Origin of the sequence: Streptomyces sp. TP-A0356 (genome assembly GCF_001417775.1) — a bacterium.
GTDB lineage: Bacteria > Actinomycetota > Actinomycetes > Streptomycetales > Streptomycetaceae > Streptomyces.
In genome coordinates this window covers 196,523-209,151 of record NZ_BBZJ01000014.1, presented here as the reverse complement: position 1 = coordinate 209,151, position 12,629 = coordinate 196,523, and the positions used below count along the sequence as shown (strand labels likewise).

Genomic DNA, 12,629 nt, shown 5'->3' with positions numbered 1-12,629 from the left:
GCGGGCTGTCCCCGGCCCCGTCGGCCCTCGCGTCACCCCCGCAACACCTCACTGCACCCCCGTCCCCACCCCCGCCCACCCCAACTCCCGGGCGATACGCGAGCGAAGGAGCCCGCGATGAGCGAGATGATCAACGCGGACCTGGTCGACCTCGACCTGTCCGCCGACACCAAGGAAGCGGCGGCACGTGCCCTCGCCGAGCGGATGGTGGCCCAGGGCCGGGTGACCGACCTGGACGGCTTCCTCGCCGACGTGGCCGCCCGCGAGGCGCAGATGCCGACCGGTCTCGACGGCGGCATCGGTATCCCGCACTGCCGCAGCGAGCACGTCACCGAGCCGACCCTGGCCTTCGGGCGCAGCGCGCGGGGCATCGACTTCGGCGCGGCGGACGGCCCGGCCGACCTGATCTTCCTGATCGCCGCCCCGGCGGGCGCGGACGACGCGCACCTCACGATCCTGTCGTCCCTGGCCCGCCAGTTGATGAACGCCGAGTTCACCTCCGCCCTGCGGGCCGTGGACGACCCGGCGGCCGCGGCCGCGCTCGTCCGCGGGGAAGAGACCCAGGCGGCCCCGGCGGCGGCGACCGCGACGGAGGGCCCCGAGGACTCCGAGGACTCCGCGGTGGCGTCGGCCGGAACGGCCTCCTCCGACGCCACCGCGGACGGCACGGCCCCGGCGCCGGGCGCGCGCGTCGAGGGCGCGGCCGCCCCGGCGCCGGGCGCCACCGCTGCCGAGCACCCGTTCCGTATCGTCGTCGTCACCTCCTGCCCCACCGGCATCGCGCACACCTACATGGCCGCCGAGTCGCTGGAGAACGCGGGCCGCGAGGCGGGTGTCGAGGTCGTCGCCGAGACGCAGGGCTCGGCCGGCTTCACCCGGCTGGACCCGGCCGTGATCGAGGCGGCGGACGGTGTGATCTTCGCGCATGACGTCCCCGTGCGGGACAAGGACCGCTTCGCCAGCAAGCCGACCGTCGACGTCGGGGTGAAGGCGGGCATCAACCGCCCGGCCGAGCTGATCGCCGAGGTGCGCGACAAGGCCGCGCGCGGCGAGGTGACCGCGGCGGCCGCCCCGGGCACGCCGGTCGAGCGCGCCGGTGACTCCGGCGAGGGCTACGGCACCAAGCTGCGCAAGTGGCTGATGTCCGGGGTGAGTTACATGGTCCCGTTCGTCGCCGCGGGCGGTCTGCTCATCGCCGTCGGCTTCGCGATCGGTGGCTACAAGATCAACAAGGCGCCGTCGGTCATGGACCACTTCCTGTGGACCCAGGCGGACAGCTGGGCCGCGCTGCTCTTCCAGATCGGCGTGGTGTCCTTCGGCTTCCTGGTCCCGGTCCTGGCCGGTTACATCGCCTACGGCATGGCGGACCGCCCCGGTCTCGTGCCCGGCTTCGTCGGCGGCTCGATCGCCCTCACCATCAACGCGGGCTTCCTCGGCGGTCTGGTCGCCGGTCTCCTCGCCGGTGGTGTGGTGATGGCGATCCAGAAGGTCAGGATCCCCGCGGCGTTGCGCGGCATCATGCCGGTGGTGGTGATCCCGCTGATCTCCTCGGCGGTCGTCGGGTTCCTGATGTTCGTGGTCGTCGGAAAGCCCATCGCGTCCGCGCAGAAGGGCCTGACCGACTGGCTGAACGGGCTCACCGGCGCCAACGCCGTCCTGCTCGGCGCGCTGCTCGGTCTGATGATGTGCTTCGACCTCGGCGGCCCGGTCAACAAGGTCGCGTACACCTTCGCCACCGCCGGCATCGCGGTCTCCACCCCGAGCGACTCGGCGATGAAGATCATGGCCGCGGTGATGGCCGCCGGCATGGTCCCGCCGCTGGCGATGGCCCTGGCCACGACGGTCCGCGGCAGGCTGTTCACGCAGACCGAGCGCGAGAACGGCAAGGCCGCCTGGGTGCTGGGTGCCTCCTTCATCTCCGAGGGCGCGATCCCGTTCGCGGCGGCCGACCCGCTGCGCGTCATCCCCTCGTCGATGGTCGGCGGCGCGATCACCGGTGCCCTGTCGATGGCCTTCGGCGCGACCCTGCGCGCCCCGCACGGCGGCATCTTCGTGGTCCCGCTGATCGGCAACCCGCTTCTCTACCTGGTCGCCATCGCCGCCGGCGTGTGCGTGACCACGGCCCTGGTGGTGGTCCTGAAGGGCATGCGCAGGCAGAGCCCGGAAGGCCTCGCCAATGAGGCCGCGGGAGCGGCGACAGCGGCCCGGAGCGGCTCCAAGCAGCCGGTCGCCGCCTGACGGAGCACGTCAGACCGTGCGTCGGCCGCAACCCCGGTGAGGGTTGCGGCCGAGGCATGTCAGGGGCGGACGCCCGCGTCGGCCGTGTGCGGGTCGCCTCGGGAGCCGCGGCCGACCCGAGGGGCAGTCCCAACAGCGGTCCGGATGCCCTCGTTACGGCCGCTGTGACCTCTTCGCCGCACTCGTCGCACCTGCGAGATACGTCACGGTCCGGGCCGAAGGCCCGGATCATGTTGTCTACTGGGAGCATGCCTGCGCACGTGTCGACCTTCCAGCTGCTGGGTGCGCCCGTCCTCCTGGCGGTCACCGTCTGGATCGTCTGCCTGGGCCGCGTTCTGCGCCGACGCCGCTTCGAGGACACGGTCCGGCGTCATGGCCCCTTGCTCGGGGCCCTGCCCCGGCAGCGGCAGGCCCGCCCGGACCTGGAGTCCGTCGAACTCACACCGGCCGAACGCGACGCCTTCGCGGGCCTTGTACGGCAGTTCGGAGACCGTCGCTGCTGACCGGGGCGTCTCCCGGTGTCAGCCGAGGGCCGTCGCCCGCCGTTCCATCGCCTCGCGCGCGGCCTCCTCGGTCGCGTACACCTCGCACATGTGCCGTCCGTCCGACGTCGCCGTGTGCTCGACCTCCCACAGCGACAGTTCCCGGCCGTCCCGCAGCAGGAACGCGTGCTCGTAGAGCGAGAAGCACAAGCCCGTCTGAGCGGTCCGGCGCGGGTGCCCGAAGGACTGTGTGATCTCGTGCGCGAACGCCGAGCGCAGCAGTAACGTCGCCAGGTCCGCGCCCGGCCGGTCCGGGTTCTCCGCGCGGCGCAGCAGCCGGCGTGCGTGGTCCGCCGAATCGTCGGGCACGTACGCGTGGCGGGGCTTGGGGACGGGTGACAGCTGGACCAGCACGGGCAGTTCGAAGTCGGGCGCGTCCGCCGGGAGCGGGAGCCGGGCGGTGGCGGCGCGCAGTTCCTGCTCGTCGACGTACACCTCGTGCTCCAGGTGACCGTCTGGTCCCGTGTTGTGGACGAGCTCCCACAGGGTGACCGCGCAGCCGTCGGCGAGCAGCCATGTGTGCCGGTACGTCTCCCGGTGCAGCCCCGCGCTGTGGTGCGCGGAGTGCAGCGAACTGTCGTGTGCCAGCGCACAGTCGAGCTGCCCGATCGTCTCGTCGGGCAGCTCGAAGGAGTTCAGGGCGCGGCCCAGGAGCCGCGCGAGGTGCTCCTCCGGAGACTCCGGCGACTCGGCTGGCTCGTGCGCTGCCGTCTCGTACGGAACGCTCAAGGTCTCTCCCGGCGTTGCTGCATGTCACCTTGTGGGTGCATACCGTAGCCCCTCGGTCGGACATCATGTCCGGGAACCGAGAAAACGTACGGTGGGAAAACGGACGGGCCGCGCGGAGAGTTCCCGCGCGGCCCGATCGATCGTCAGACGGCCCTGGTCAGAGGGCACTTCCGGAGGTCCACTCGCTCCACGGAACGTTCCAGCCGTTGAGGCCGTTGTCCGGCGAGACCGTCTTGTCGGGGGAGTTCTTGACGATCACGATGTCGCCGATGAGCGTGTTGTCGTAGAACCACTTGGCGCTCGTGTCGCCCTGCGCGCCCTGCACGTCCGCGAGCCCCACACAGCCGTGGCTGGTGCCCTGGCGGCCGAAGGGCGGGTTGCCCTTGTTGTACCAGTAGTTGCCGTGGATGAACGTCCCGGAGGTGGTCAGCCGCATGGCATGCGGCACGTCCGGGATGTCGTACTCGCCGCCGAGACCGACCGTCTGGCTGTTCATGCGGGTCTGCACGAACTTCTCGGAGATCACCATCTGCCCGTTGTACGTGGTGTGCTGCGGGCTGCCCGCCGAGATCGGGACCGTCCGGAGCGTCTTGCCGTCCCGCACGACCGTCATGGTCTGCGTGTCGACGTCCACCGTGGAGACCTGGGAGCGCCCGACGGTGAAGGTGACGGTCTTCTTCTGCACACCATGGACGCCGTTCGTGCCCTGAACCCCGTCCAGATCGATCTTCATGGTGACCTTGGAGCCGGCCTTCCAGTACTCCTCGGGCCTGAAGTCCAGCCGCCGTGTCCCGAACCAGTGGCCCACGACCTGCTGCCCGCTGCTGGAGGTCACCGTGATGTGCGACTGGACGGCCTTCTTGTTCGTGATCGCCTTGTCGAAGGTGAAGGACACCGGCATCCCGACGCCCACCGTCGATCCGTTGTCGGGCGCGTAGGTCCCGATGAAGCTGTTGGCCGAGGTGACCGTCGTGAAGATGGAGTTGGCGGCCGCCACATGGTTGTTCACGTCCTTGGCGGTGGCCGAGATCTCGTACTTGGTGCCGCGCTCCAGCTGCCTGTCGGGCTTCCAGGACGTGCCGTCCGCGGAGATCTCCCCGGCGACGGCCGTGCCCGCCCCCGCCACCGTCATCTTCACCTCGGTCAGCTTGCCGTCGCTGACCTTCACCCCGGTCGCGTTGATCGACGCGTCGGTCGAACCGTCCTTCGCGGAGATGGTGATCCTGGCGGTGGAGGTCTTGGTCCGGGAGTCCTTTCCGCCCTTGGCGTTGTCGGCGTTGGCGCTGCCGCCGCAGGCGGTGAGGGTCAGGGCGCCGACCATCAGGGCGGCACAGGCCCCCAGCGCGCGCCGCGCTCGCATGTCCGGCGTTGTCACTGGCTTCTCCAAGTCGTTGTGCTGGGTGATCCCGTCTCACATACGTGGAGAGAGAGCGAAGGTCGTGAAGGGGGGTTCCCCTCCCTAGCGGTGAAACGCCCTCATGTGACAGAACCGGGACAATCACCCGCCCTCGGGCGCCCAACGGCCCCCGTACAGCTGCTCGTACGACGGCCACGCCCCGCCCGGCCCGTCCACCGACCCGGCGGCGCGCACCGCCCGTACGATCGCGCGCGTGACGAGGTCCGCGCCTGCCGCCAGCACCTCGTTGAGCGCGAGGGGGCCCGTGGAGGCGAGCGGACGCGCACCGGTCGCCAGCGCGAACACCGTGTCCCCGTCGTTGAGCAGATGCACCGGCCGCACGGCGCGCGCGAAGCCGTCGTGCGCCACCCCGGCCAGCTTCTGCGCCTGTGCCTTGGTGAGGTCGGCGTCGGTCGCCACGACCGCGAGGGTCGTGTTCAGCGCGGGGGGCGTGTATCCGGCCGCCACCTCGGCGAGTTGCCGCTGCGCGGCCCGGTGCACCTCGGGCGCCGGGTAGTCGACCCGGCCCTGGAACATCTCCCCGTACAGGACGCCCGTAGCCGGGTCGACCGCCGAGCCCGCCGCGTTGCACACGACCAGTGCGCCCACCGTGATCCCCGAGTCGAGCACCGCACTCGCGGTCCCGACCCCGCCCTTGAGCGCGCCGACCGTCGCTCCCGTGCCCGCGCCCACGCAGCCCTGCGCCACGGGCGTGCCCGGTTCGCTCGCGGCGGCCGCCTCGACCGCGGCCCGGCCGAGGGCCGCGTCCGGCCGGGCCCCGAAGTCGCCGCCGCGTCCGAGGTCGAAGATGCAGGCGGCGGGCACGACCGGCACCACGTGCGTCGGTTCCGGGCCGACCCGTACCCCGCGGCCCCGCTCCTCCAGCCAGGCCATCACGCCCGACGCCGAGTCGAGCCCGTATGCGCTGCCCCCCGTCAGGACGACCGCTTCGACCCTCTGCACCACGTTGCGCGGATCGAGGGCGTCGGTCTCCTTCGTGCCGGGACCGCCGCCGCGCACGTCCACCGCCGCGACCGCACCGCCCTCGGGGGCGAGCACCACCGTGGTGCCGGTGAGCCGGCCGTCCCCGATTCGTGTGGCATGCCCCACACGCAGCCCCATGACATCTGTCAGAGCGTCAACCGTCATGCACTCATGATCCTTGGCCACCCGCCGGTCGCGACCTCTCGTGCGACGATCCGCGCCGTCGGTGTCACTGCCGTGACCACCGGTGCCGCGTGCGCCGGGCGCCCGGAGGCTCCGGCGCCGCGGCCCCGGCCGCCGCGGACGCGGACGTACGCTGGAGGCATGAGCACCACCCCCGCCCGAGAGCCGCGTGATCAGAAGCCCGATCCCAAGGACGCCCTGGTCTTCGACGACCCGCTGAACCGGCAGTCCTCGGACGACACGGACCAGGGATGGGGCGAGCGGCCCACCGGCGACAGCGCCGCCGATCTGGCGCGCTTCCTCGACGAGAAGCCGCCCCACCATCTGTGACGGTCCCCGACGCCCGCTGTGACCGTCCCCGGCGGTAGCGTCCGCCCACGTCGAGCGCCGTAGCGCCGGCGGTGGGTCACGACTCGCTCCGGCCCGCGGTCAGGACTCGCTCCGGCCCGCGCCGCGCTGGGCGAGGAGGGCGTCGCGGATCTCCTTGAGCACCTGCAGCTCGGTGACCTCCACCACCTCCTGCGTGCCCTCCCTCGCCTTGCGGCGTGCCTCCTGCCGTGCCAGGAACCTGGACATGGGCAGGACCATCAGGAAGTACACGACGGCCGCCGTGATCACGAAGTTGAGCGTGGCGCCGAGGACCGAGCCCCACAGGATCCGGACGCCTGTCGCGCTGTCCCCGGTGCCCGTGCAGGGTGCCTTCAGGCACGAGCTGTAGCTGTCCAGGCTCTTGGTGCCGAGCGCACCCACCACCGGGCTTATGACCCCCTTCACCACGGAGCTGACTATGTTGGTGAAGGCGGCGCCGATGACCACCGCGACCGCCAGATCTACGACGTTTCCCCGCATCAGGAAGGCCTTGAAGCCCTGCCAGACGTTCGGCACCTTCTTCTCGCTCACCAATGGGCCCTTCTTCGACTGCACAAGCTTTGGAATGAACAGTTCCGCAACCTACGTCAGGGCATGCCGCGGCTGTCCACTCCCTTGGTGTGAAAGGTTGGCGCGGTGCCCGGGCGGCCGGCTCCCCCGGCCTGCTCAGCACAGCGTCACCGCCAGCCGTGAGGTCGCGCCGGCACCGGCCAGGCGTGCGGCCGTCGTGCGCGGCACGGAGAGCACGACCAGCGCGCCGGTCTGAGCCGGGTCGGCCTCCAGCACCCGTGTCACCCGCGCCCCGGCGGCGACCACCTGGGCCGCGCCACCCTCGTCGGCCGCGATGACGTCGACCCGGTCGCCCGGCCGCAACAGCCGGGCCGTGGCCGCGTCCGCGATCCTCACCGGCGCCGCCACCGTCTCGGCCGGGTTCCGCTGCCGCACGGGCTCGGCCGCGGCCGTCGGGTGCGCGGCGGCTCCCGGATGCCCCCGTGCCCCCTCGGAGTCACCCGGCCCCGCAGCGACGAGTGCGGTGGCCGTGACCGCCAGGCCCACGGCCACGGCCCGCCTGCGGTGGCGCACGAGACGTCGCAGCCGCTGCCCACCGCCGCGCACCCGCACGGGAGCGAAGTGCGGCACCGCACACGTCGGAGGTGTGTCCGCCCGTACCACGACATCCGTGGTCGAGGCCCAGGGGCCTACGGACGCCGAGGGGCCTACGGACGGGGAGAACTGAGCCATGCTGACCACCACCTGCATCGCGAGATCGAGACGCGATCCACGATGAGGCTTCGCGGCCAAGTCCGCCGACGCCCGTGGACTACCGACCGGTTGTGGACAACTCGCTCACCCGAACGGGACGTTCCGCACGCCCACCCCCACGCTCATGCACGCCCACCGCCACGCTCATGCACGCCCACCCCCACGCTCGTGCACGCCCACCGCCACGCTCGTGCACGCCCACCCCCACGCTCGTGCACGCCCCACCCCGGCACCCCCGGTCATGGCATCTCGAATCCCGGATCCATCCCGCCCAGCGCGGTCGTGCACAGGCAGTCCCGCGTCTCGTTCGGCGGCAGCGCGGCCACCGCGTCGAACAGCACGCCCCGCAGCCGGTCCACGTTCGCCGCGAACACCTTCAGCACCTCGTCGTGCGACACCCCCTCACCGGCCACGGCCCCCGCGTCGAGGTCGGTGACCAGGGTCAACGACGTGTAGCAGAGCTCCAGTTCACGAGCGAGCGCCGCCTCCGGGTGGCCGGTCATGCCGACCACGGACCAGCCCTGCGCCTGGTGCCACAACGATTCGGCGCGGGTCGAGAACCGCGGGCCCTCCACGACGACCAGCGTGCCGCCGTCCACCGGCTCCCAGTCCCGTCCGCGCGCCGCTTCCAGCGCGGTCTTGCGGCCGACGGGGCAGTACGGGTCGGCGAGCGAGACGTGCACGACATTGGGCACGGTGCCGTCGGGCAGCGGCAGCCCGTCGAAGTACGTCTGCGTACGGGCCTTCGTACGGTCCACCAACTGGTCGGGCACGAGCAGGGTTCCGGGACCGTACTGGGCGCGCAGCCCGCCCACCGCGCACGGCCCGAGCACCTGCCGCACGCCGACGGAGCGCAGGGCCCACAGGTTGGCGCGGTAGTTGATGCGGTGCGGCGGCAGATGGTGGCCGCGGCCGTGGCGGGGGAGGAAGGCGACCCGTCGGTCGGCGATCTCGCCGAGGTAGAGGGAGTCGCTGGGCGCCCCGTAGGGAGTGTCGACCCGGACCTCGGTCACGTCGTCGAGGAAGGAGTAGAAGCCCGAGCCGCCGATGACACCGATCTCTGCGTTCTCCATGGCGAGCACAGTAGCTGGCCCCGGAGAGCACGAGGACCCCGCCGTCGTACGACGGCGGGGTCCTCGCGCAGAAGTCCTATGCGGCGGAGGTGGAGCTGGCGCTGGTCGAGGACGAGCCCGAGTCCGACGAGGAAGACCCCGAGGACGAGGAAGAGTCCGACGACGAGGAGCTCGACGCCTTCGACGACGCCGGGCTGCTGCTCGACGACGAGCCGCGGCTGTCGTTGCGGTAGAAGCCGGAGCCCTTGAAGACGATACCGACCGCGGAGAACACCTTCTTCAGGCGGCCACCACAGTTGGGGCACTCGGTCAGCGCGTCGTCGGTGAACTTCTGCACCGCCTCGAGGCCCTCGCCGCACTCGGTGCACTGGTACTGGTAGGTCGGCACTTGTCTTCCTCCTGGCACTCTCACTCGATGAGTGCTAACGACGATCCATAGTGACGCATTCCCCGGGATCAGTCCACCGCGACGGGGGAGCGGTGACCGACGCCACGTGCCACCGTGCGGTTGTGGGGCTTCGCCTCGAGCGCGGAACGCAGCGACACCAGGGTCACCAGCGCCAGCACCGTACCGGCCATCGGGACCAGGAAACCCGCGCCGTTCCACAGGCGGTCCTCCAGCTGCCCGGCGACCGTGACCGCGGCCGCCTGGCCGAGCGCGACCGCGCCGGTCAGCCAGGTGAAGGCCTCGGTGCGGGCCCCGGCCGGGACCAGGGCCTCGACCAGCGTGTAGCCGGTGATCAGCGCGGGCGCGATGCACATGCCCACCAGGAGGCCGAGGGCGGCCAGGACGACCACGGAGTGCGCGGTCCACAGGCCGGAGGCGGCCAGCGCGAGGGCCGCGTAGCCGATGACGAGGCGGCGCTGCGGGGCCGCCTTCCAGGCGACGGCGCCGCACACGATGCCGGACAGCATGTTGCCGGCGGCGAAGACGCCGTACAGAACGCCGTTCAGACCGGGCTCGCCGATCGACTGGCTGAAGGCGGCGAGGGAGACCTGCATGCCGCCGAAGACGGAGCCGATGCCCAGGAAGGTCACGACCAGAACCCGCACCCCGGGGACGCGCAGTGCGGAAGCGTGCTCCACGCGCGTGTGCGTCGCGCCGGCGACAGGCGGCTGGGAACTCTTCCGGGCCGCGAACAGCACTCCGCCGACCAGCGTCAGCGTCGCCTCCGTCAGCAGGCCCGCGGCCGGGTCCACGGCGGTGCACAGGGCCGTCGCCAGCAGCGGGCCGAGCACGAAGGTGAGCTCGTCGGTGACGGACTCGAAGGCCGCCGCCGTCGTCATCAGGGGCGAGTCCTGGAGCTTCACGCCCCAGCGGGCGCGCACCATGGGACCGACCTGCGGCACCGAGGCGCCGGTCGGGACGGCCGCCGCGAACAGCGCCCACAGGGGCGCGTGGGCCAGCGCGAGCGCGGTCAGGCAGACACCGGCGAGGGTGTGCACCAGGACGCCGGGGAGCAGTACCGCCCGCTGGCCGTGGCGGTCGGCGAGACGGCCGCTGTAGGGCGCGAACAGCGCCATGGAGACACCGGTGACCGCCGCGACGGCGCCCGCGGCCCCGTACGAACCGGTCGTGTGCTGCACGAGCAGCACGATGGAGAGGGTGAGCATCGCGAAGGGCTGACGCGCCGCGAAGCCGGGGAGCAGGAACGTCCAGGCGCCGCGGGTGCGCAGCAGCTGGCCGTAGCCCGGACGGGACGACTTCGAGGTGACCGTGGACGCCACGGCCCGTGCCTTTCTGCCGCCTGGTAGCGCGGCCCGTCATCGGGCTCGGGCGCCGAGAGCTGTCCTCTTGCGCGGACTGCGGTAGATGCCGGCGCCTCGTGCGGAGGGCGTCGCGGCCGCCATACGGTCGCGCCAGCTCTGCGTCAGGCAGAGTTGGTTCGATCAGGGGGTGCCTTGATTGTACAGAGGTGAAGGACTGAGACACCTGTGAAAAGGGGCACCATGGGGTCCTTCACCTGTGATTACCAGAGGTGTGAACCGGACGAAACGTGCCGGTAACGACCGTCGATGCCGGATGCCGGATGCCGGATGCCGGATCCTCGATGCCGGAAGCCCGATGCCGGAAGCCCGACGCCGGATGCCCGCACCCGCCGGGCCGGGCCGGGCGCGGGTGCTCTCAGCGGCTCGGCGTCCCGTTGCCCGTTCCCAGCCACCCGGCCAGCTTGCCGCCCTGCCCGACGGCCCGCAGCCGCTTCTCCGCCGCGTCGCGGACCTGGTCCGTGGCGACCACGAGGAGCTCGTCCCCGTGCCGTAGCACCGTCGTCGGCAGCGGCACGAACGACTTGCCCTCCCGGACCACGAGCGTGACCCCGGCCCCGGCCGGCAGCCGCAGCTCGTTGACCTCGACGCCGTGCATCCGCGACCCCTCGGGGATCGCGACGGACAGCAGATGTCCGCGCAGCCGCTCCAGGGGCGCCGACTCGATCCCGAGGTCGGCGGCTCCCATTCCCTTGTCCAGGCGCAGGGTGCGGGCCAGCCACGGCAGCGTCGGCCCCTGGACCAGGGTGTAGACGACGACGAGGACGAAGACGATGTTGAAGATCCGCCGGCTGCCGGCGACGCCGTTCACCATGGGGATCGTCGCCAGGATGATGGGCACCGCGCCGCGCAGCCCGGCCCAGGACAGGAGCACCTGCTCCTGCCACGGCAGCCGGAACGGCGCCAGGCTCACCAGCACGCTCAGGGGCCGCGCCACCATGGTCAGCACCAGGCCGATGACGAGGGCGGGCAGCACGTCGCCGCCCAGTTCGTGCGGGGTGACCAGCAGACCGAGCAGGACGAACATGCCGATCTGGGCGATCCAGCCGAGGCCCTCGGCGAAACCGCGGGTGGCGGGCCAGTGGGGCAGCTTGGCGTTGCCCAGCATCATCGAGGCGAGATACACGGCGAGGAAGCCGCTGCCGTGGGCCAGCGCGCCGGCCGCGTACGCCGTCACCGCGATGGCCATGACGGCGATCGGGTAGAGGCCGGAGGCGGGCAGCGCCACGTGCCTGAGACCCCAGGAGCCGAGCCAGCCCACCGCGAGGCCGATGGCGGCCCCGATGGCCAGCTCCAGCAGGATCACGCCCAGCAGCGTGTACCAGTGCTCCACCGGGCCGGCCGTGGAGAAGGCGACGACGAGGATGACCACCGGGGCGTCGTTGAAGCCGGACTCGGCCTCCAGCATGCCCGTCACGCGCGGGGGGAGCGGGACCTTGCGCAGCACCGAGAAGACGGCCGCCGCGTCGGTCGAGGACACCACCGCTCCGATGATGAGCGACTGCCGCCACGGGAGACCGCTCAGGTAGTGGGCGCCCGCGGCCGTCACGCCGACGCTCACCGCGACGCCGACGAGCGCCATGGAGGAGGCCGCCGGCAGGGTCGGCTTGATGTCCTTCCACTTCGTGCTGAGACCGCCCTCGGCAAGGATCACGACCAGGGCCGCGTAGCCGATGACCTGGGTGAGCTCGGCGTTGTTGAAGTGGATGCCGCCGACCCCGTCCTGGCCCATCGCGATGCCTATGCCCAGGTAGACGAGCAGGCTGGGGAGCCCGCTGCGCGACGAGATCCGGACCGCTGCCACGGCGATGAGCAGGACGATCGAGCAGGCGAGCAGGAGCTGGTTGAGGTGGTGGACAGTCAGCGGCCGTTCCCTTCTCGCCAATCCGGGCGCCGCGACGCGGACACCTCGATCCGAGCACATGAAGCCCGGTGCTGCCGCGGACTTCAGTGCAGGTACTTCGTTACCTTACCTAAGTCTTGACGGTTTCTTGACGCTTCGGGGCGCATGATCGAACTCCGGTCCGGGCCGGTTCCCGACTCCGCGTCAAGGCGGGGTTGGCCCTGCGCCTATGGTTGCTCCAG

Annotated in this window: 12 protein-coding genes; 3 read left to right on the top strand and 9 right to left on the bottom strand. The window is 71.7% G+C overall.

What is annotated here, in order from left to right:
- Window positions 1–117 precede the first annotated feature (117 nt).
- Both ASC56_RS06970 and ASC56_RS06965 read left to right on the top strand, forming a co-directional pair.
- On the top strand, window positions 118–2,238 hold the full coding sequence (locus ASC56_RS06970; protein WP_055490343.1) for a fructose-specific PTS transporter subunit EIIC: 2,121 nt from the start codon (window positions 118–120) through the stop codon (window positions 2,236–2,238).
- 248 nt (window positions 2,239–2,486) lie between these two features.
- The gene (locus ASC56_RS06965; protein WP_055490342.1) at window positions 2,487–2,741 is read left to right on the top strand and encodes a hypothetical protein; all 255 of its coding nucleotides are present in this window, start codon (window positions 2,487–2,489) and stop codon (window positions 2,739–2,741) included.
- A gap of 18 nt (window positions 2,742–2,759) precedes the next feature.
- Here ASC56_RS06965 and ASC56_RS06960 read toward each other — a convergent pair whose 3' ends face one another.
- The 3 genes from ASC56_RS06960 to ASC56_RS06950 all read right to left on the bottom strand — a co-directional run bounded on the left by ASC56_RS06960 (window position 2,760) and on the right by ASC56_RS06950 (window position 6,054).
- Complete coding sequence (locus ASC56_RS06960; protein WP_055490341.1) at window positions 2,760–3,509, bottom strand: DUF6227 family protein; 750 nt, start codon at window positions 3,507–3,509, stop codon at window positions 2,760–2,762.
- Window positions 3,510–3,666: 157 nt separating this feature from the next.
- A complete protein-coding gene (locus ASC56_RS06955) occupies window positions 3,667–4,884 on the bottom strand; it encodes an Ig-like domain-containing protein (protein WP_079102338.1) in 1,218 nt (405 codons plus the stop codon).
- A gap of 123 nt (window positions 4,885–5,007) precedes the next feature.
- Window positions 5,008–6,054 (bottom strand): P1 family peptidase, encoded by a 1,047-nt coding sequence (locus ASC56_RS06950; protein WP_055490340.1) that lies wholly within the window; start codon window positions 6,052–6,054, stop codon window positions 5,008–5,010.
- Window positions 6,055–6,213: 159 nt separating this feature from the next.
- On the opposite strand from ASC56_RS06950, the gene ASC56_RS06945 reads away from it, so the two are divergent.
- A complete protein-coding gene (locus tag ASC56_RS06945; protein ID WP_055490339.1) occupies window positions 6,214–6,402 on the top strand; it encodes a hypothetical protein in 189 nt (62 codons plus the stop codon).
- A 99-nt stretch (window positions 6,403–6,501) separates the two neighbouring features.
- On the opposite strand, the gene mscL is transcribed toward ASC56_RS06945, so the two are convergent.
- From mscL to ASC56_RS06920, 6 genes are all read right to left on the bottom strand, one after another.
- Window positions 6,502–6,972 (bottom strand): large conductance mechanosensitive channel protein MscL, encoded by a 471-nt coding sequence (gene mscL / locus ASC56_RS06940; protein ID WP_055490635.1) that lies wholly within the window; start codon window positions 6,970–6,972, stop codon window positions 6,502–6,504.
- A 135-nt stretch (window positions 6,973–7,107) separates the two neighbouring features.
- A complete protein-coding gene (locus ASC56_RS06935) occupies window positions 7,108–7,683 on the bottom strand; it encodes a hypothetical protein (protein WP_234376864.1) in 576 nt (191 codons plus the stop codon).
- Window positions 7,684–7,943: 260 nt separating this feature from the next.
- Window positions 7,944–8,777 carry an S-methyl-5'-thioadenosine phosphorylase gene (locus tag ASC56_RS06930; RefSeq protein ID WP_055490338.1) on the bottom strand — a complete coding sequence of 278 codons (834 nt, stop codon included), beginning with the start codon at window positions 8,775–8,777 and terminating at the stop codon, window positions 7,944–7,946.
- Window positions 8,778–8,853: 76 nt separating this feature from the next.
- Window positions 8,854–9,165, bottom strand: a complete 312-nt coding sequence (locus ASC56_RS37620) for an FmdB family zinc ribbon protein (protein ID WP_079102337.1) — start codon at window positions 9,163–9,165, stop codon at window positions 8,854–8,856.
- A 68-nt stretch (window positions 9,166–9,233) separates the two neighbouring features.
- Window positions 9,234–10,505: an MFS transporter gene (locus ASC56_RS06925; RefSeq protein WP_055490337.1), complete on the bottom strand. Its 1,272-nt coding sequence runs from the start codon at window positions 10,503–10,505 to the stop codon at window positions 9,234–9,236.
- A 397-nt stretch (window positions 10,506–10,902) separates the two neighbouring features.
- Entirely contained in the window at window positions 10,903–12,468 is a 1,566-nt protein-coding gene (locus ASC56_RS06920; RefSeq protein ID WP_055490336.1) for a potassium/proton antiporter, read from the bottom strand.
- Window positions 12,469–12,629 lie beyond the last annotated feature (161 nt).